Origin of the sequence: Halomarina oriensis (genome assembly GCF_009791395.1) — an archaeon.
Lineage (GTDB): Archaea > Halobacteriota > Halobacteria > Halobacteriales > Haloarculaceae > Halomarina > Halomarina oriensis.
Map to the genome: position 1 here is coordinate 48,850 of NZ_WSZK01000026.1, position 19,432 is coordinate 68,281.

The window sequence follows — 19,432 nt, forward strand, 5'->3', positions numbered from 1 at the left end:
GACTCGCGGCCGCGTGAACCCTTCTTTTGACACCGAATCGATAGCCGACGGTACGGTCTCCGTCTGGGCCGGCCACTCGCTTATCAGTGGGCCACGAGTTGGAGGCGTATGGAACTCGGCTTCGTCTCGCTGGTCGTGCCGCTCCTCGTCCAGGCGAGCGAGCAGGCACCGAACATCGAGGGGATCCTCATCGACCTGTTGCCTATCGCGCTCATCGCCGCCGCGGTCGGCGTGTTCGTCGCCAAGGTCGGGCGGTTCCCCTACACCATCGCGCTGCTGCTCGCGGGTATCGCCGTCTCCATCGTCCGCTTCGCCACCGGCGAGTTCGACATCCAGATCGAACTGTCACACGACCTCATCCTGCTCGTCCTCCTCCCGCCGTTGCTGTTCGAGGGGGCGGCGACGACGGACTTCGAACGACTGCGCCGGAACCTCGGGCCGGTTCTGGCGCTCGCCGTCGTCGGCCTCATCGTCTCGGTCACGTTGCTCGGTGTCGCCGGGCATTACGCCTTCGGCTTCCCGTGGCTCATCTCGCTGCTGTTCGCGGCGATGATACTCCCGACCGACCCGGTCAGCGTCCTCGCCCTCTTCAAGGAACTGGGTGCGCCCGACCGCCTCTCCGTACTCGTCGAAGGCGAGAGCCTCATCAACGACGGGGTGGGCGTCGTGCTGTTCTCCGCACTGCTCGCACTCGTCGAGAGCGGTGCGAGTCCCGACGACCTGCTGACCGCGAGCGGCGTCGGCGGTCTCGCGGTCGACATCGTCGTCGTGAGCCTCGGTGGTCTCGCCGTCGGCCTCGTCGCGGGCTACGCCGTCTACACCGTGATGTACAACCTCGACGACCACATGACCGAGATCGTCCTGACGCTCATCCTCGCGTACGGGTCGTTCCTCCTCGCGGAACACTACCTCCACGTCTCGGGAGTCATCGCCACCGTCGTCGCCGGTCTCTTCATCGGGAACCGCGGTGCGGAGTACGCGATGAGTCCCCGGACGAAGGTCTCGGTGTTCAACTCCCTGGAGACGTTCGCGTTCCTCGTCAACACGTTCATCTTCCTGATGATCGGCGTGACGACGCCCGTGAACCAGTTGGTGCGCCACGCGCCGCTCATCCTGCTGGCTATCCCGCTCGTGCTCCTCGCGCGCGGGGCCGTCGTCTACCCCATCACCACCGTCGTCAACCGGTTCATCCAGCCGACGGTCTCCCGCTCGTATCAGCACGTGATGCTCTGGGGTGGCCTCCACGGGTCGATTCCCATCGCGCTCGTCCTGGGGCTCCCCGCTACCGTCGAGTCGGGAGGACCGTTCCCGTACCGCGAGGAACTGCGTGCGATGGTGTTCGGTGTCGCCGCGTTCTCGCTCGTCGTCCAGGGACTGACGATGGAGCGGCTGCTCGACGGCCTCGGCGTCATCACCCGCTCGGACGCCGAGGAACTGTACGAACTGCTCGTCGGCAGACGGCGGGCGGTCACCGCCGCGCTCGACGCCGCAGACCGGCTCAAACGCGAGGGAGACCTGCCACGCGAGGTCTACCAGGACTTCACCAACGAGTACGAACAGGAGCAGACGGAACTCCAAGAGACCATCGCGGCGTTGCTCTCGAAGAACCCCGAACTCCGCCGCGAACGGCTGCTCGTCGGCGAACGGCAGGTGCTCCAGCGAGAGAAGAGCGCCATCCTCGACGCCGTCCGCACGGGCGTCATCACCGACGACGTGGGTGACCAGCTGATGGACGAGGTCGACCTGAAACTCGACGAGGTGCGCAGCGGCGACTCGACCGTCGAGACCGGAGAAGAGGGCTACGACGAGTTCTGGCGGACCCGAGCCAGCGAGTTCGGCCTCGACGTCGACTCCGACGGCGACTCACGCATGAGCGACTGAACCCCGCGGGCAGGATCGCTCGGAGAACGGCTTGCCAGGGCCGCCCCAGCGCATATGCGGCCGGCCCGAGAGCCGAGGGATATGGCAGACGAACACGAACGCGACCGGACGATGGCGAAGGAGAAAGACGAAGAGGAGGCAGAGGACATCGAGGAGGCCGAGGCCGAGGCCAAGGAGGGTGCCCGAGAGCAGCGCAACGAGGAGATAGAGGAGGAGGTCGAACGCAAGTCGGAGGTCCGCGAGGAGGAGGCCGCCGAACAGGAGAACGTCGACAACCACCGCGACGACGAACCGTTCGACGGCTAACCCGGCCCGGCGGCTTCTCTCACGTGTTCTTCGAGTCACAGTTGAGTCGTAGTGCCGACTGGGGGCCGACGCTCAGTTCGGTGTCGGTGTGACGCGGTCGGAGATGTACGCCGTCAGGTCGGTCGTCGTGACGACGCCGATGACCGTCTCGCCGTCGACGACCGGGAGGTGGTGGAACCCGTGTTCGATGACGAGGTTCGCGGCCGTCTGGATGTGTTCGTCGGCGGTGACGGTGACGAGGTCCGTACTCATCACGTCACCGACGGTCGCGTCGGTGTCGTCGGACTCCGCGACGATGCGGACGAAGTCGGTCGCGGTGAGGATTCCTTCGAGGCGGCCCTCCTCGTCGACGACGATCGCCGACCCGATGCCGCGGTCGAGCATCGTCGAACCGACGACCTGCACGGCCGTGTCCGGTCGAACGGTGTACACTGGCGAAGACATCAGGCTCCCGACGAAGACATCGTCCATCGGTCTTCGTTGTAGGCAGCGGAAAATAAGCCTTGTTCTCACACCCCGATACGCTCGGTGTGGCCCTCAGGAGACGATGAACTGACTGGCGATGTCGACGACCTCCTCCATCGAGCGGGCCGGGTCGAACGCGCCGCCGAACGGGGGCGCGCCGCCGTTGCGCTGGAGCATGATGTAGGTGGCGTGACGGGCCTCGACACTGTGGATGGAGGCCGCCGCGGCCAGTATCTCGTCGTTCTCGATGAGCGGTGCCGCACCGGCGTACGCGGAGACGCCGACGTTCTCGATGGTCGCCGACAGGTTCACGAACTCCTCGATGGACGAGTACGGGAACTCGTACTCGGCGGCCTCGACGGGCGTCCCACCGAGGTCCTTGATGGTCGCGCGGAGCGCTTCGACGTGAGCCACCTCGTGGTCGCGGATCTTCTCGTACTGCTGGTAGGTGCCGTAGCGCGGGCGACCGCCGCTGAACGTCTCCATCCCCGGACTGCCGAAGCCCTCGAAGTCGTCCTCGCTGTAGATCTTCAGCGCCTCGGTGTAGTAGTTCGCTTCGAGGTGTTCGAGCGTCAGCGCGAAGTTCAGGATGTCGACGTCCGTGACGTCGCCCATACCGCCCTTGTCGTCACCGACGCGGGAGGCGAGGCCCGTCATCAGGTCGACGGTGTAGAGTTCGCTCGCACCGTCGACGACGAACAGGGCGTAGGCCGTCCCGTCGCTCCCCGAGATGTCGAAGCCGTTGACGGCCCCGACGTCGACGCCGAGCGACCCGATGGTCGTCAGGGCGCTGGTGTCGGGGGAGTCCGGGTTCGCGTTCTGCTGGACGAGCACGTCGAGGTTGCTGTCGATGTCGTACAGCATCGTCGTCTCCGGGTCGGGGACGCTGTTCGTGTACCCGGCGGCGCTGAGTTGCGGGTCGGTACCCGCGTTCGCGTCGCCCTCCGCGTAGAACGTGTCCGGGTCCTGCCTGATGATGGTCCCGTCGTCGGCGTTCGTGACGAAGCTGTCGCCATCGGTCGTGACGACGCGAATCGCGTCGGCGACCGGGTTGAAGTCGAAGCCGATGCCGGCCGAGAGGTCCGTGTCGGGGTAGTCCGCCGGCGACCCCACCGTGTGCGCCGAGACGGACGACGCCCCGCTCGACGGGACGTCCATCCGATAGAGCTGTCCGTGACCGTCGAGCGAGTACAGCATCCCGTCGGACGGTCGGTAGTCGAGACCGAGGAGTGTGCGCCCGTCCGCGACACCCTGGACGTGGACCGCGTGGTCCGTCTTTATCGTCCCGGAGTCGAGGTCGACACCGACGACCGCGTTCCCGTCGTCGGTCGCCAGCAGGGCGAGACCCATCTCCGAGTCCTCGTGCGGGACGAGCGTCAGTCCGTAGATGGGTGGTTCGTGGTCCGCGGCCGCGACGCCGCTGCCGACGACCGAGAGCGCCACAGCCCCGAGGCCCGCGGCACCTACTCCGTGCATGAACGAGCGTCTGCTGAGCGCGCTCCCGACGCGCCCGAGCAGTTCCGTCGGTGACTCGTCGCGGTGGGCGTCGTTCGTCCGGTCCCGGTCGCTCCCGTCGTCGACGAGATCGGCGAAGCTCTCTCCCGACTCGATTCGTGATTCGATGGTGTCCTGGTCCGTCATGGTAGTGTTGTCAACTCGCACCAGACTCTGCTCCGTAGCGGGCAAAAGGGATATTCCGGATTCGTACCCGACCGAGACCCAAATTCTGTCACCACAGTGATACTGTTCGAGTGTGGAGTATTCACAGTGGAACCGCCGAGCACGAGCGCGTGCCTCCGCCCGACTTCGTATCTCGATATACGGTTTACACCCGAGACCAGCGCGATTACCAAATCATTACGTCGTTCGCCGCGAGGATGCCGATATGGCCCTTCGGATGCCGCCGCTACGCGAGAGACACGCCGAGCGTGGCGCTACGTTCACGGAGTTCGGCGGGTGGGAGATGCCGGTGGAGTTCGACTCCATCCGCACGGAACACACCGCCGTCCGCGAGGCCGCGGGGGTCTTCGACGTCTCGCACATGGGCGAGATCCGCGTCGGCGGCCCCGACGCCCTCGAACTGATGCAGCGGCTGACGACCAACGACGTGACACGCCTCTCGCCCGGCGAGGGCCAGTACTCGGCCGTCGTCGACGACCGGGGAGTCGTCCTCGACGACACCGTCGTCTACGACCTCCCCGAGGAGGCGGGCTACCTGTTCGTCCCGAACGCCGGCCACGACGTCCGGATGTACGAGCGGTGGACCGACCACCGTGAGGAGTGGGGCCTCGACGCCACCGTCGAGGACGCCACCGAGGAGTACGGCATGTTCGCGGTCCAGGGGCCGGACGCCGAGGCCCTCCTCGCCGACGCGGCCGACGAGTCCGTCCGGGACGTGGGTCGGTTCGAGATCGCCACGACCACCGTCGCGGACGTCCCGGTCCTCGCCGCGCGGACGGGGTACACCGGCGAAGACGGCTTCGAGATACTCTGCCCGGCCGACGAGAGCAAGGCGGTCTGGTCGGCGTTCGACTGCCAGCCGTGTGGTCTCGGCGCACGCGACACGCTGCGCATCGAACACGGGTTCCTGCTCTCCGGGCAGGACTTCGACCCCGAGGACGAGCCACGAACCCCCTACGAGGCGGGAATCGGGTTCGTCGTGAAACTCGACGCCGAACCCGCGTTCGTCGGGCGTGACACGCTCGCGGAGGGGACCGACCCCGAGATGCGGTTCGTCGGCGTCGAACTGCTGGACCGTGGCGTCCCGCGCCACGGCTACGACGTCGCCGACGACGGCGAGGTCATCGGCCACCTCACCAGCGGGACGATGAGTCCCACCCTCGACAGACCGGTCGGCCTCGGCTACGTCCCGGCCGAGTACGCGGACCCCGGCACGCGCGTGCAGGTCGTGGTTCGCGGGAAACACAAACAGGCACGCATCAGCGACACACCGTTCCAATGAGCTTCGAGACACCGGACGACCTTCGATATCTGGAAACGCACGAGTGGGCCCGCGTCGAGAGCGCAGAGGAGTCCGCGACCACCGCTCGAATCGGCATCTCCGACTTCGCACAGGACGAGTTGGGCGACGTCGTCTTCGTCGAACTCCCCGAACCGGGCGAGAGCCTCGACCAGGACGCACAGTTCGGCGTCATCGAGTCCATCAAGGCGGTCTCGGACCTCTACGCCCCGCTCTCGGGCACCGTCAGTGCCGTCAACGAGACGCTGTTCGACGAACCGGAACTCGTCAACGACGACCCCTACGGCGACGGCTGGATGCTCGAACTGGAGGACGTCGACGAGAGCGAACTCGACGCTCTCCTCGCCGCCGACGCCTACGCCGAACAGATCGACTGACCAGTAGAACGACGTCGAGACGCCGTCTTTCTGCCGCTACGGACCGACGAGCGGTCGCTCCGGCACACCGCCGGTAAACCGTATTCGGCGATAGCAAACCGCGGTCGGCGCGTTCGATTCCGCTCGCTCCGTCCGGCACCGACGTGAGCACCGGGTCGACGGAGGCCGAGGATGCTGGCGAGGAATCGGGGTGGCAGACGCTCGACGTGCTGTCGTCCGTCCTCGCGGGTCGGCGCGCGCCGGTCGCTCAGGCGACCTCCCGCATCGCGTCCAGCATCGCGCTCGTCTCCCGGTCGGTCACCGCCAACGAGTAGCCCTCCGCTCGCGCGAGGGCGGCGGCGTGCTCCCACACCGCATCCTCCTCGATGTCGTGGAGGACGACGGCCGTCGGCGTCGGCGTGACCACCCGCAACGCGACGAGCGGCGACTCCCCGCGTGTCACGTTCGTGAACACGAGCGCCCGGTTCGTCGACTGGCCGTACAGTCGGTAGAACTCCTCGGAGGAGAGTCGCGTGATGGCTTCGATGGAGTCGATGACGGTGTGGCCGGCGATGGTCGTCGCGGTTCCGGCGACGAGTTCGGTGGCGTCGATGGCGTCGTAGAACCGCTCCAGCGGGATGGCCGTCGGGTACTCCCGCAGGTCGAGGACGGCGTCGCTGTCGAACCCCGCCGTGAGGACTCGTGCGTGCTGGCGAATCCGGCCACCGCCACGCGACTCGTCGATGTCGAGCAGGCCGTCGACCATCCGGCGGACGACGGCGATACCGGGGTTCTGTCGCCGGCCGGACTCGTAGTCCGAGACGACCGACGGCGAGACGTCGAGGTGGTCGGCGAGCGTCGTCTGGGCCACGTCGAAGTCCGTCCGCCACTTCCGGAGCGTCCCGCCGGGGTCGTCGCTCGTCACGACTTCGCCGGCCATCTGCTGTGCGAGCGTCCGTCGCGGGTCCATGCCGGGAGCGGGCGGGCGGGCCGGAAAGGCGTGCCGACTCCACACCGTCCGACCGTCGCCGTCGGGTGGTCGACCGGCACGTATCGGGGAGGTTTTTATCGTCACCTCACCAAGCCGCGAGCAGTGAGCGACCACATCTCGACCGGGTGTGCGCCCGTCGACGACCTGCTGGGTGGCGGTCTCGAACGCGGCGCGGTGACGCAGGTGTACGGCGCGCCCGCCGCCGGCAAGACGAACATCGCCCTCTCGGCGGCCGTCGGCGTCGCCGCCTCGGGGTCGAGTGTGCTCTACATCGACACCGAGGGCATCTCCCCCGACCGCTTCGAGCAGTTGGCCCGGTCGGTCGCCGGCGACGAGGGAGTCGACGAACTCGCCTCGCGGGTCATCGTCAGCGACGCACTCGACTTCGAGGAGCAGGAGGAGGCCGTCAAGGACGCCGCAGAGGTGGCCTCGCAGGTCGACCTCGTCGTCCTCGACAGTGCCACCGGCTTCTACCGCCTCGAACGCGACAACGACGACGAGGGAGCCACCCTCCGGAAGGTCGTCCGCCAGATAACCCACCTGCTGAGCCTCGCGCGGCGACACGACGTCGCGGTGCTCATCACGAACCAGGTGTTCACCGACCCGGACAGCGACCGCTCGCGTGGGCTCGGCGGCCACACGCTGAGTCACTGGTCGGCGGCCGTCGTCCGTCTCGAACGGTTCCGCGGCGGGAACCGCCGGGCGACGCTGGAGAAACACCGCTCGAAACCCGCCGGCGGGTCCGCCCGGTTCCGTATCACCGACGACGGCCTGGTCGCGGCGGACGACACGTAGCGTCGAGTCGGGGGCCGGTCGGCCCGAACACGGCGAACGCGGGAGAGTTTTTACTGGTCGGCGGGCAACGTCGCTCGTGATAGTCGTCGCCACGACGGACTTCGAGGTGTACCACGGCGTCGTCAACGAGTTGCGCGACCGGTCGGTCGAGTTCACCACACAGGAGGTCGAAGAGCCACTGCCCGAAGCGACGACGCTGCTCGTCACCGGTCCCGACGACGAGGTGTACCCCGAACAGCTATCGGTCGACGTGGTCCGTGCCGACCCCGAGGACCCCCGCCGGGCGGTCGAGGAGGCGCTGGCGCTCATCCGCGACGGCGAGGACCGGGTCGTCGTCGGCATCGACCCCGGCGACAGACCGGGGGTCGCCGTTCTCGTCGGCGACACCGTCGTCGCGGCGTTTCAGGTGCCCGTCTCGGAGGTGGCGGCCGTCGTCGAGCGCGAACTGGAGGACACCGTCGACCCGACGGTCCGCATCGGTGACGGGGCGCGACTCGACGGGTCGCGTATCGTCGAGGACCTGGGCGACGTGCCGCTGGAACTCGTCGACGAGACGGGGACGACGCCGTACCTCGGGACCGGTGCGCGAGGCATGGGCGACGTGCTCGCGGCGGTCAACATCGCCCGACGCTCGGGCGAGCGTATCGAGGGCCGGGACATCACGCCGACGAAAGGCGAGATTCAGGTCATCAAACGCCGGTCGCGCGAACAGAGCGAGGGCGACCGGACCATCACCGAGGGCCTCGCACGCCGAGTGGCACGCGGTGAACTGACGATGGACGAGGCGCTCGACGAACACCGAAGCGACGAGGACGGCGAGACGTAGTCGGGACGCCCGGCTCACCGGTCCCGTGCCACCGTCTCTGCCCGGTCCATCACCTCACGGACGGGGAGCCCCGTCTCGCGAGCGACGGCGAGTGCGTCGTCGAACTCCGCGCTCACGTCGAAGCGCTCCTCGCCCGCGCTAGCGAGTTTCACCGACACCTCGTAGCGCTCGCCGTCGACGGCGAGCGTGACCGTCTCGAACTCCCGGTCGGCGACGAAGCGGTGACTGACGCCCGTCTCGCGGACGCCGAGCGTGCCCGTCTCCTCGGCGAGTCGCCGGGCGACGCGTTCGGCGTCCTCGGCTTTCACCACGACCTTCACGAGGTGGCCGGGGCGGGACTTCTTCATCGTCGTCGGGAGCACCGTCACGTCGCGTGCGCCGACCTCGGCGAGCGTCTCGTGGAGACTGCCGAGCACCTCGGGGGTCACGTCGTCGACGTTCGTCTCCAGCACCCGGACGGGGTCGCGGCGCAGGCCGCCCGCCGCCTCGCCGACGATGCCCCGGAGAACGTTCGGGTACTCGGGGACGTCGTAACCGCCCGCGCCGTACCCGGAGGTCTCGACGCGCATCGTGGGAAGCGTCTCGACGCCCTCGGCGAGATGTGCGAGCAGCGCCGCACCCGTCGGCGTGAGCAGTTCCATCTCGACGGGGCCGCCACGGAGCGACCACGACGCGTCGTCCGCGAGGTTCAGCGTCGCGGGCGTCGGGACCGGGTAGGTGCCGTGACTCATCGTCACCTCGCCGCCGCCGGTGGCGAGCGGCGTCGTCACGACGCGTTCGACTCCGAGGTCGTCGAGCAGGAGACAGACGCCGACGACGTCCGCGACGGCGTCGTCCGCGCCGACCTCGTGGAAGTGCGTCTCGTCGAGGTCGGTGCCGTGGACCCGCGCTTCGGCCTCCCCGAGTCGCTCGAAGACGGCGAGTACGTCGTGCTCGACAGAGGCGGAGAGGGCCATCCCCTCGACCAACTCGACGACTTCGGGGTAGGTCCGGAGTGCGCCCCGGCCCTCCGCGTGGTCACCTCCGTGAGCGTGGTCGTGGCTGTGCTCATGGTGGTGAGCGTGGTCGTGGTCCTCGTCGTCGCCGTGGTGGTGGGCGTCGGACACTCCTTCGTCGTCGCCGTGGTCCACACCGTCTCCCACGTCGCCCCCGTCGAGTCGGACGACGACCCGCGTGGCGAGGATGCCGTTCTTCTCGGTCGCACCGACGTCGTAGTGGACCGGGAGCGCCGCTTCGACCGAGTCGAGGACGGCCGGGTCCGCGCCGGCGGCGAGCAGTGCACCGAGGAGCATGTCGCCGCTGGCACCCATCCGACCGTCGAAGGCGAGCGTTCGCATGGGTGCTCTCGGACCGGACGGGGCTAAAGCGCCGCGACACGCCGGGGAGTACCCACCGAGCAGGGCCGGTAGCGACGGACTACCACGGCGAACGGGTCGGAGAGCGGCCGGACGAGTCGTCGCGGTGGTGAACGACACGGTTCGCAAGCCCGGGTGACTTGCCCGGTAGCGACCCAATTACGAGACGGGAGACCGACGTTCTCGGTCGTATCGACCGTCACATTCGCGTACGTGTGTGACACATGAGCAAAAGGGATATGTCCGGCGACACCGGATTCCCACACACAACCCCGTAATGAACGAAGTCCAACTAGAGGTGGCGAAGGCGTACCCGAACGACTCGGGCCGCGGCATCGCACGCCTCGACCCGGATACGCTGTTACACCTGAAGCTGAGCCCAGGAGATATCATCGAGATAGAGGGCGGCGAGCGCACCGCCGCGAAGGTCTGGCGGGCCGACCGTCAGGACTGGAACACCGACACCGTCCGCATCGACGGCTTCACCCGCCAGAACGCCGACGTCGGTATCGGCGAGCGCGTCACCATCCGCAAGGCCGAGGCGACGAAGGCCGACAAACTCGTCCTCGCGCCACCCGAGGAGGCGTCTGTCCAGTTCGGCTCCGACGCCGCCGGCATGGTCAAACGCCAGATTCTCAAGCGACCCGTCGTCGAACGCGACATCGTGCCGGTGATGTCCTCCACGAACCACCCGTTCATGCGCTCGCCCGGGCAGGCGATTCCGCTCATCGCCGTCGAGACCGACCCGGAGGGCGTCTGTCTCATTACCGAAGATACGGAAGTCGAACTCCGAGAGGAGCCGATTTCGGGCTTCGAGAAGACCGGCGGCGGCATCACCTACGAGGATATCGGCGGTCTCCAGGGCGAGATCCAGCGCGTCCGCGAGATGGTCGAACTGCCGATGAAACACCCCCAGATATTCAAGAAACTCGGCATCGAGCCGCCACAGGGGGTGCTCCTGCACGGTCCGCCCGGCACCGGGAAGACGCTGCTGGCGAAGGCCGTCGCCAACGAGACGTCGGCGAGTTTCTTCTCCATCGCCGGCCCGGAGATCATCTCGAAGTACTACGGCGAGTCCGAACAGCAGTTGCGCGAGATATTCGAGGACGCCAGCGAGGAGTCGCCCTCCATCATCTTCATCGACGAACTCGACTCCATCGCCCCCAAACGCGAGGACGTGACGGGCGAGGTCGAACGCCGCGTCGTCGCCCAGTTGCTGACGATGATGGACGGTCTCGAATCGCGTGGCCAGGTCATCGTCATCGCGGCGACGAACCGTGTCGACTCCGTCGACCCCGCCCTCCGTCGTCCGGGTCGCTTCGACCGCGAGATCGAGATCGGCGTCCCCGACGAGGTGGGTCGCAAGGAGGTCCTCCAGATTCACACCCGCGGGATGCCGCTCTCGGACGACGTGAGCCTCGACCACCTCGCCGACGAGACCCACGGGTTCGTCGGGGCGGACATCGAGAGCCTGACGAAGGAGGCGGCGATGAAGGCACTTCGACGCTACCTCCCCGAAATCGACCTCGACGAGGAGGACATCCCGCCGAGCCTCATCGACAAGATGATCATCAAACGGGACGACTTCCGCGGCGCGCTCAACGAGGTCGACCCGTCGGCGATGCGGGAGGTGCTGGTCGAACTCCCGAAGATCACTTGGGACCACGTCGGTGGGCTGGACCACGCCAAACAGCAGGTCCAGGAGTCCGTCGAGTGGCCGATGAACTCCCCCGAGCGGTTCGCCCGGATGGGCGTCAGTCCGCCGTCGGGCGTGTTGCTCTACGGGCCGCCGGGGACCGGCAAGACGCTGATGGCGAAGGCCGTCGCCAACGAGACGAACGCGAACTTCATCTCGGTGCGTGGCCCGCAGCTGCTCTCGAAGTGGGTCGGGGAGAGCGAGAAGGCCATCCGGCAGACGTTCCGGAAGGCCCGGCAGGTGGCCCCGACGGTCATCTTCTTCGACGAACTCGACTCGCTGGCCCCCGGTCGGGGCGGCGACGTCGGGTCGAACGTCTCCGAACGGGTCGTCAACCAGCTCCTGACCGAACTCGACGGGCTGGAGGAGATGGAGAACGTGATGGTCATCGGCGCGACGAACCGCCCGGACATGATCGACCCGGCGCTCATCCGCTCGGGCCGGTTCGACCGTCTGGTGTTCATCGGCGAACCCGAACTCGAAGGTCGAGAACAGATCCTCCGTATCCACACGGACGACACGCCGATGGCTCCCGACGTGAGCCTGCGTGAACTCGCCGAACTCACCTCCGGCTACGTCGGGTCGGACATCGAGTCCATCGCCCGCGAGGCGGCCATCGAAGCGCTCCGGGAGGACCACGACGCCGACGAGGTCGAGATGCGTCACTTCCGGACCGCCATGGAGTCGGTCCGCCCGACCATCAACGACGACATCCGGGCGTACTACGAGGACATCGCCGACCAGTTCCGCGGCGGCACGCGCGGCCCCGAGCAGTCGACGGGCCGCATCGGCTTCCAGTAGGACACCACCACTGTTTCCGTCGGGGACCTCCCTCGCTCGCGGTTCCGCGAAGCGGAACACGCTCGCTCGGTCGAACCCCGAGCAGAAACGTGGGAAAAACTGCGCTCGCGTCGGCGCACGCTGTCGCGGTGCGCCTCGCTCGCGTGAACCGGCGCTCGCTACCGTTCACGCCGGACGTAAGCTACTGCGCCGCTTGAGGTGACCACTCGGCAGACGCCGTTCTGAAGAGCTTTGCCGAGTTTCGTACGTAGCCTCGGACATCATGGGTTAGGGCACACTCGAAACCGTGGATGGGGAGGGGAAACGTCCGCGAGCGACGGAACCCTCCGCAGAAAAAGTGGTTTTAGTAGATCAGTTCGTCGCTGTTCTCGACCATGTAGAGGGTCCGGGCGGCGATGTTGACCGCGTGGTCGCCGACGCGTTCGAGGTCCCGAATCGTCAGGAGGAGCCGCGAGACGTCGGCCATCATCTGTTCGACGTCCTCGCCGTCTTCGAGTTCCGTCTCGATGAGGTCCCGCACGACCGTCTCGGAGGCGCGTTCGCACATCCGGTCGAGTTCGTCGTCCCACTCCGCGATGTCGAAACACGCCTCCACGTCGCGCTCCTCGTAGGCGTCCATCGCGGCGTCGAGCATCGCCAGCGTGGTGTCGCCGATGGTCTGGATGTCGACCTCGGGGAACATGTCGCGCTCGGCGTCGAGCGTGTACGTCCCGAGGTTCGTTGCGAGGTCACCGACACGTTCGAGGTCGGTGATGATCTTGAACGACGACGCGACGAACCGGAGGTCGCCGGCGACCGGCTGCTGGAGGGCCAGCAGGTCGATACAGTCGCTCTCCAGATCGAGGTAGACGCCGTTGATCTCGTCGTCGCCCTCGATGACGTCCATGGCGAGTTCGTGGTCCTTCTGTTCGAGCGCGCTCAACCCCATCCGGAGTCGGTCGGCGACCAACTCACTCATGTAGAGGACGTCCTCTCCGAGCGAATCGAGCTGGTCCTGGAACCCCTGTCGTGCCATCAGTGGCACACCTCGTCTGCGTTCATACAGCCTCCAAACCGGCCACGGTACAAAAGGTTGACTCCTTCAAAACGTATGAGACAGTTTAGCACACAGCTGCTATATAGTGATGGAGAGTCCGCAGCGCCCGACGCAGTCGGCCCCCAGCGGCCCTCGTACGACTCCGCACACCGGGAACTCCAATCGACGCCGTCGAATCACGTCTCGTCGGGTCTGGAAGACAATCGACCCGTCGACTCCGACGTAGTATATAGAAATGAATTGTTTTATATGGCAACGGCCGAGAAACCCGACATGGAAACCCGGAAGGTGCAGGTGACTGGTGGGTCGACGTACACCGTATCACTGCCCAAGACGTGGGCGACGGACAACGGCATCAGCGCCGGGAGCGTCGTCGAGTTCTATCCGGAGGAGGACTCGCTCCTGTTGACTCCGCAGGGGGAGGAAGACCGGACTGAAGGGACCCTCGACATCACCGACATCGAGGGTGAGCAGTTGATGCGGGCCGTCGTGACGATGTACGTCAGCGGCTTCGACATCATCAACTTGGAGACTGCGCGTGTGACTGCCGCACAGCGCCGTGCCATCCGCGAGGCCGCACAGCGTCTCGTGGGGCTGGAGGTCATCGGCGAGACCGGCGAGACGGTCATCCTCCAGGACCTGCTCGACTCCTCGGAGCTCTCCATCGTCAACGCCATCACGCGCATGCGACTGGTCGCGCTGTCGATGCTGTCGGACGCCATCACCGCACTCGTCGAGGACGACGACGACCTGGCGAGCGACGTCGTCGAGCGTGACGACGACGTGGACCGGCTCTGGTACATGACCTCCCGCGTCTTCCGCGGTGTGTTGCGCGACCCGTCGACGGCGACGGAGGTCGGCATCGCCCGCGAGGTCTGTTTCGACTACCACACGAGCGCCCGACAGCTCGAGCGGGTCGCGGACCACGCGACGAAGATCGCCGAACTCGCGCTCGAACTCGACGAGATACCCGACGAGGCCGCCGAGAGCATCCAGAGCCTGCTCTCACAGAGCACCGAGGTCATCGAGACGGCGATGGACGCACTGCTCGAAGACGAGAGCGACGTCGCAACCCAGCAGGCGAACGCGACACGACGGCGGGTCGACGACGTCGACGAGTTCACACGCGAGGTCGACAACCTCGTCCGGGAACTGGACCCACAGCAGGCACAGCTGCTCGGACTGGTCGTCGACTCCCTCGGCCGCAGCGCCGACTACGGGGGCAACATCGCCGAGACCGCCCTCCAGAAGGCCGCCCCCAAACCGTAGCCGTCGTGCGCCTCCGAGACCACGGACGGCGTCTCACGACCGCGGAACGTACTGCTCGAAGTTGGGGTCGCCCGACAGCGCCGTCGGTCTGAACACCGGGGTACCACCCACACGGAACGAGTCGACGAGCGACTGCGCCGGTCCCGTCAGGAACCCCAGATACGCCATCGCCTCGGGATACGCCACGTCGTGGCGTGCCGGGTTGACCGCGATAGCGCCGTACTCGTTGCGCAACAGCGGGTGCGGGTCGTCGAGGCCCGTGTCGACGTGCGCCACGAGGCCGATACGACCGGCCAGCGACCGGAACGTACCGCGGTCGGCCAGCGTGTACGCCCCCTGCTGGTCGGCCGCGACGAGCGTGTTGCCCATACCCTGACCGGTCTCGCGGTACCACGAACCGGTCGGGGCGACACCCGCCGCCGTCCACAGTCGTCGTTCCCGGTCGTGGGTCCCCGAGTCGTCGCCCCGCGAGAGGAACCTCGATCCGGTGGTTGCGACGCGCTCGAACGCCGCCGACGGGCCACGACCGGCGACCGACGCGGGGTCGTCGGGCGGCCCGACGATCAGGAAGTCGTTGACCATCACGTCGCGGCGATTGATGCCGTCGCCCGCGGCGATGAACTCGTCTTCCGCCGGTCGTGAGTGGACGAACACCACGTCGCAGTCGCCGTCCCGGCCGGTCCGGAGCGCCGCGCCGGTCCCACGGACGACCGGCCGGACGGTGGTGTCGAAAGTCGCCTCGAACGCCGGGTTCAACACGTCCAGCAACCCGCTGTCGTGGGTCGTCGTCGTGACCGCGAGCGTCAACGCTCGGGCGACACTGGACCCGCCGAGCGACTGCGCGTCCGGGTCCCGCCGCTCCCCTCGTAGCGGGCCGGAGTCGCCGAGACAGCCGGCGAACGCGGCCGTCGCCCCGAGTCCCACGAGGTACCGGCGTCGGTGCATGGCGTGACGATACCACTTGCAGTTACAAAGAACGCTAGCAGTAACCGTGAGCAGTTACCTTCGGGCGGTGGACCGACGGCTGGCGACGAGCGGTGACGAGGCGTGTCGCGTCGGCAGCGGTCCTATTCGAGGACGGCGTTGACCTGGCCGTCCTGACCGGGACGGGAGGTGACGCGGGCGGTCCCCTCGGACGTCTCGATGAGCGCACCGCGCGTGATGATGTTCCGGCGGGCGTAGTTCGGGTCGGCGTCGTTCTCGACGACCGTCTCGATGTCGGCGCTGACGACGCCGTCGTCGGTGGCGACGTTGGCGACGTTCGTCGTGATGGCGCGGACCTTCGTGTTGCCGCCCCACGACTGGACCGTCTTCAGTTTCTGCTCGCCGACGCGGGTCTCCGTCGCGGAGTGACCGAGTTCGTGTTTGCGCTTCTTCCGGATGCGACGGCGTCGACCGCCGGTCCGCTTCGTCTCCGAGCGTCCCTGGAATTTCATACGGTGAACCAGCCCCGAGACGGACAAGAAGGCTTCGATGCGGACCCGCAGTGGTTCGGAGGGCTTTAGCCCCCTGGGACCCCCCATCCGCCGATGAGTCTCCGGAAGGCCGTCGCCGCACCGTTTCGGGCGAAGGGACGCGAGCGGGTCGCGGAGAGCGAGTTCGTCGTCGCGCTGAGTCTCGACCGTGACTGGTTCTCGCCCGACCAGGCGAAGCGCCTCATCGACGTGGCCGTCGGCGAGGGACTGCTCGACCGCACGGACGGCGAGTTGGTCGTGAGCTTCGACCCCGACGACGAACCGATTCCCGACGGGTTCCACCCCGACGAGTCCGTCATCCAGGAGCGCTCGACGTTCCAGCGAGTCCTCGACGCACTCGTCGACACCGGTATCGAGAAGCAGGACGCCGTCGCCGCCATCAACGCGCTCCAGTCGGAAGCGGGCATCACCATCGAGGCCGCGGCCGTCCTCTACGCGCACAAGCAGGGTGTCGACGTGGGAACGTTCGCCGAACGGGCACGGGCGGACCTCGCGTCGTGAGCGACCCGACCCCCGTCGGCGTCCGACTCGCGCAACTGCTCGCGAGCGAACTCGTCGCCCGCGAGGACGGCCCGCTCGCCCGTCTCGAACTCGTCGACGTGACCGACGCCGACACGCTCGACCCGGACGAGTTCGGCGAACTGGCCTACGGTGTCGTCGTCCGCGCGGGCGGCGACGGCGGCCACCCCCCGACGCGCCTCGCGGACGTCTACGCCCACGCCGACCGGGCACGTGTCGAGTTCCGAGTCGGCCTCGACGCGTTCCCCGAGGCCGCCCACGACGCCGACCTGCGGGTTCGCCCGAAGGCGGTCGACCCGCCGCGCGTCCTCGTGTTCGTCGAGGACGGCGGCGAGGTCAAGCGGGCGGTTCGGACGGTGACGGCGGCCATCGCCGCTTCCGGGGCCGACCGCCGTGACGCGAGCGGCGACGACAGCACCGACGCCTGAACTCGCGGCCGTCGGTGGCGTCCGCAGCCTTTTGCTCTCCCGCCACCTCACACCGGCAATGACAGCGGCGCTCGGCGACCCGCTCGAAGTCGGTGACCTGACCCTCCCGAACCGTCTCTATCGCGCGCCGCTGCTGGAGTGTGCGGGCGACGACGCCGAGGCGGGCGAGCGCCTCGCCGACGAACTCGAACCGGCCGCCGCGTCGGGCGCTGGCCTCGTCTTCCAGGGAGCGACGCTCGTCCGTGGCGAGGGCGGGGCCGTCGCGCCGAACATGACCCGCATCGACACCGACGAGAAGGCCGAACGCCTGCGCCCCGTCACCGAGGCCGTCCACGACCACGGCGGCCGCATCGTGATTCAACTCGACCACGGCGGCCTGCGCAGTCTGGAGACGTGGCACCGCGAGTACCGCGACGCCGCGACCCGCCAGCAGTTGGCCGTCTCGCGGGTCCCCATCCACCTCCGTGCCGCGGCGCGAACGGGGTTCTTAGAGTACGACGCGCACGTCCTCACCACGGCGGAGGTGTACGAGTTGGCGGCGGACTTCGGCCGGGCCGCCCGACGCGCCGTCGAGGCGGGCTACGACGGCGTCCACCTCTCCAGTGCCAACATGGGCATCGTCCAGCAGTTCTGCTCGCCGTACTACAACCGGCGCGACGACGAGTTCGCCGACGGTGGGCGCTTCCTCGAACTGCTCCACGACGAGATACGCGAGCGAGCGGGCGACGTCCCGCTGTTCACGAAGGTACCCACCGAGAAACACCGCCCGCCGTTCGTCCGGACGGGGCTCTCGACGACGGACGCCCTCGGCCTCGCGGTCCGACTCGCGGAGTACGGCTACGACGCCCTCGTCCCGGTCCACGGCTCGACGTTCTGGGACATGAGCCTCGTCCGCGGGGAGTACCCCGAACGCGGGTGGGCCGCCAGCCAGTTCCGGTCGGGCTACGAGGCGGCGTTCGGGAGTCGACTCCGGGCACGCCTCGTCGCCGCCGCCACGCGCGTCGAGGCGGCCCGCAACCCGCCCGCCCGCGAGTGGAACGCCGACCTCTGTCGTCGCGTCCGCCAGCGTGTCGACGTGCCCGTGCTCTGTGAGGGCGGCATCCGCGAGCGCGGACGGATCGACCGACTGCTCGGTGAGGGCGACGCGCCCGCCGCGTGCGACGCGGTCGGTCTGGGCCGGCCGTTCTACGCCGAACCGCGACTGCCGGCGCGACTGCTCGCCGACACGGACGGCGCCGTCCTCTGTGCCGACTGCAACAACTGCATCGTCCCGCAGGCGACCGGTGCGCCGGGGATGTGTCGGACGCCGGACGTGCTCCGCGAGCGTGGGAGACTGGAGCGGGCGGGCGTCTACGACCGGACGCCCGACACTCAGGAACGGAGTTGAGCGAGTCCGGCACGGGCGAGTCGCCCGGCGACGACGGTGCCGGCCAGCGCACCGACCGTCCGGAGCGAGGGTCGCCGCGGCCCGACCGCACCACGCGCCTTCCGACCCGTACAGGAGACGTAGTGGCTCGTACTGCGCCAGAGCGGTTGACGGCGGCCCGCGACGGTCGCACCGTCGGCGGCGAGTTCCGCGACGATGCGGTCGGCCGTGAGGTCGTCGAGCGACTCGACTTCGAGCAGGAGTTCGGTGTACGCTCGGCCAACGTACGCCGCGGAGTGGGCGTCGCTGGCGGCGATACCGGGATAGTCGCTGGTGGCGGCGAACCGCCTCGCACGGCGATTGCGGTAGCCGGTGAACACCCACGCGTTGTACACCTCGACCGCGTCACAGTCCTCGACGTGGCGACGCCGGACGCCGTGGCGCGTCCGCTGTGACGGGTGGGGGACGACGGCGACGCCACCCATCTCGCGGACGACGTCGACGGTGTCGGCGAACGACCGACCCGGTTTCGGACACGCTTCGACGCCGATAGCCAGCAGGTGACCCTGTGCGGTCGACACCTCCACCCCCGGAATCCCCACGAGACCGTACTGGGGAGCCAGTTCGGCCGCTCGCAGGGACTGTTCGATGGTGTCGTGGTCGGTGACGACGATACCGTCCAGTCCGACCTCGACCGCCCGTTCGAGCAGGCGCTCGACCGGTTCGTGCCCATCGTAGGACCCGTCCGAGTGGACGTGCGGGTCGAGGGCGACAGAGACCTCGCGGGGCATGACTGTCTGTACTGGAGAGTTATCGGTATAGACCGGTTCCGGCTACACACGGAGCCTCGCCACACGTGGTCGTGACGTCGGCCGACACGGTGGTCG

19 protein-coding genes are annotated in these 19,432 nt (G+C 67.9%); 11 read left to right on the forward strand and 8 right to left on the reverse strand.

Translation table 11 applies throughout. The features are described 5' to 3' along the window. Positions 1 to 108 precede the first annotated feature (108 nt). Together GQS65_RS15045 and GQS65_RS15050 are read left to right on the forward strand one after the other, a co-directional pair. A complete protein-coding gene (locus GQS65_RS15045; protein WP_158205452.1) occupies positions 109 to 1,881 on the forward strand; it encodes a Na+/H+ antiporter in 1,773 nt (590 codons plus the stop codon). Positions 1,882 to 1,962: 81 nt separating this feature from the next. After that, positions 1,963 to 2,187: a hypothetical protein gene (locus GQS65_RS15050; RefSeq protein ID WP_158205453.1), complete on the forward strand. Its 225-nt coding sequence runs from the start codon at positions 1,963 to 1,965 to the stop codon at positions 2,185 to 2,187. Between the two features lie 72 nt (positions 2,188 to 2,259). Here GQS65_RS15050 and GQS65_RS15055 read toward each other — a convergent pair whose 3' ends face one another. Together GQS65_RS15055 and GQS65_RS15060 are read right to left on the reverse strand one after the other, a co-directional pair. Then, positions 2,260 to 2,658, reverse strand: coding sequence for a CBS domain-containing protein (locus tag GQS65_RS15055; RefSeq protein ID WP_158205454.1), 399 nt, complete (start codon positions 2,656 to 2,658; stop codon positions 2,260 to 2,262). Between the two features lie 66 nt (positions 2,659 to 2,724). Further along, the gene (locus GQS65_RS15060) at positions 2,725 to 4,293 is read right to left on the reverse strand and encodes a DUF4394 domain-containing protein (protein WP_158205455.1); all 1,569 of its coding nucleotides are present in this window, start codon (positions 4,291 to 4,293) and stop codon (positions 2,725 to 2,727) included. Between the two features lie 244 nt (positions 4,294 to 4,537). Here GQS65_RS15060 and gcvT point away from each other — a divergent pair, with 244 nt between their 5' ends. Together gcvT and gcvH are read left to right on the forward strand one after the other, a co-directional pair. Beyond that, entirely contained in the window at positions 4,538 to 5,614 is a 1,077-nt protein-coding gene (gene gcvT / locus GQS65_RS15065) for a glycine cleavage system aminomethyltransferase GcvT (protein ID WP_158205456.1), read from the forward strand. Next, positions 5,611 to 6,009: a glycine cleavage system protein GcvH gene (gene gcvH, locus GQS65_RS15070; RefSeq protein ID WP_158205457.1), complete on the forward strand. Its 399-nt coding sequence runs from the start codon at positions 5,611 to 5,613 to the stop codon at positions 6,007 to 6,009. Before gcvT ends, gcvH begins: the two co-directional genes overlap by 4 nt. Before the next feature lie 247 nt (positions 6,010 to 6,256). Here gcvH and GQS65_RS15075 read toward each other — a convergent pair whose 3' ends face one another. Beyond that, on the reverse strand, positions 6,257 to 6,958 hold the full coding sequence (locus GQS65_RS15075; protein ID WP_158205458.1) for a helix-turn-helix domain-containing protein: 702 nt from the start codon (positions 6,956 to 6,958) through the stop codon (positions 6,257 to 6,259). A 123-nt stretch (positions 6,959 to 7,081) separates the two neighbouring features. On the opposite strand from GQS65_RS15075, the gene radB reads away from it, so the two are divergent. Both radB and GQS65_RS15085 read left to right on the forward strand, forming a co-directional pair. Next, on the forward strand, positions 7,082 to 7,774 hold the full coding sequence (gene radB, locus GQS65_RS15080) for a DNA repair and recombination protein RadB (protein WP_368280260.1): 693 nt from the start codon (positions 7,082 to 7,084) through the stop codon (positions 7,772 to 7,774). Between the two features lie 76 nt (positions 7,775 to 7,850). Continuing rightward, positions 7,851 to 8,600 carry a hypothetical protein gene (locus GQS65_RS15085; RefSeq protein WP_368280261.1) on the forward strand — a complete coding sequence of 250 codons (750 nt, stop codon included), beginning with the start codon at positions 7,851 to 7,853 and terminating at the stop codon, positions 8,598 to 8,600. 14 nt (positions 8,601 to 8,614) lie between these two features. Here the strand turns inward: GQS65_RS15085 and larC are convergent, their stop codons facing one another. After that, a complete protein-coding gene (gene larC, locus GQS65_RS15090; RefSeq protein WP_158205459.1) occupies positions 8,615 to 9,937 on the reverse strand; it encodes a nickel pincer cofactor biosynthesis protein LarC in 1,323 nt (440 codons plus the stop codon). A gap of 295 nt (positions 9,938 to 10,232) precedes the next feature. On the opposite strand from larC, the gene GQS65_RS15095 reads away from it, so the two are divergent. Beyond that, positions 10,233 to 12,452 (forward strand): CDC48 family AAA ATPase, encoded by a 2,220-nt coding sequence (locus GQS65_RS15095; protein ID WP_158205460.1) that lies wholly within the window; start codon positions 10,233 to 10,235, stop codon positions 12,450 to 12,452. A 343-nt stretch (positions 12,453 to 12,795) separates the two neighbouring features. Here GQS65_RS15095 and phoU read toward each other — a convergent pair whose 3' ends face one another. Beyond that, the gene (gene phoU, locus GQS65_RS15100; RefSeq protein ID WP_158205461.1) at positions 12,796 to 13,467 is read right to left on the reverse strand and encodes a phosphate signaling complex protein PhoU; all 672 of its coding nucleotides are present in this window, start codon (positions 13,465 to 13,467) and stop codon (positions 12,796 to 12,798) included. A gap of 294 nt (positions 13,468 to 13,761) precedes the next feature. Here phoU and GQS65_RS15105 point away from each other — a divergent pair, with 294 nt between their 5' ends. Continuing rightward, on the forward strand, positions 13,762 to 14,757 hold the full coding sequence (locus tag GQS65_RS15105) for a phosphate signaling complex PhoU family protein (protein WP_158205462.1): 996 nt from the start codon (positions 13,762 to 13,764) through the stop codon (positions 14,755 to 14,757). A gap of 33 nt (positions 14,758 to 14,790) precedes the next feature. Here GQS65_RS15105 and GQS65_RS15110 read toward each other — a convergent pair whose 3' ends face one another. Beyond that, complete coding sequence (locus GQS65_RS15110; protein ID WP_158205463.1) at positions 14,791 to 15,702, reverse strand: substrate-binding domain-containing protein; 912 nt, start codon at positions 15,700 to 15,702, stop codon at positions 14,791 to 14,793. A 122-nt stretch (positions 15,703 to 15,824) separates the two neighbouring features. Continuing rightward, positions 15,825 to 16,193, reverse strand: a complete 369-nt coding sequence (locus GQS65_RS15115; RefSeq protein WP_158205464.1) for a 30S ribosomal protein S8e — start codon at positions 16,191 to 16,193, stop codon at positions 15,825 to 15,827. Positions 16,194 to 16,286: 93 nt separating this feature from the next. Between GQS65_RS15115 and GQS65_RS15120 the strand changes: the two genes are divergently transcribed. The 3 genes from GQS65_RS15120 to GQS65_RS15130 are packed head-to-tail and all read left to right on the forward strand — an operon-like array spanning position 16,287 to position 18,566. Next, positions 16,287 to 16,733, forward strand: coding sequence for a DUF2240 family protein (locus GQS65_RS15120; RefSeq protein WP_158205465.1), 447 nt, complete (start codon positions 16,287 to 16,289; stop codon positions 16,731 to 16,733). Next, complete coding sequence (locus GQS65_RS15125) at positions 16,730 to 17,179, forward strand: hypothetical protein (RefSeq protein WP_368280262.1); 450 nt, start codon at positions 16,730 to 16,732, stop codon at positions 17,177 to 17,179. The genes GQS65_RS15120 and GQS65_RS15125 overlap by 4 nt, the downstream gene beginning before the upstream one ends. A gap of 58 nt (positions 17,180 to 17,237) precedes the next feature. Next, entirely contained in the window at positions 17,238 to 18,566 is a 1,329-nt protein-coding gene (locus GQS65_RS15130) for an oxidoreductase (RefSeq protein ID WP_158205466.1), read from the forward strand. On the opposite strand, the gene GQS65_RS15135 is transcribed toward GQS65_RS15130, so the two are convergent. Then, positions 18,551 to 19,336 carry a PHP-associated domain-containing protein gene (locus tag GQS65_RS15135; RefSeq protein ID WP_158205467.1) on the reverse strand — a complete coding sequence of 262 codons (786 nt, stop codon included), beginning with the start codon at positions 19,334 to 19,336 and terminating at the stop codon, positions 18,551 to 18,553. The genes GQS65_RS15130 and GQS65_RS15135 overlap by 16 nt on opposite strands. Between the last annotated feature and the right edge of the window lie 96 nt (positions 19,337 to 19,432).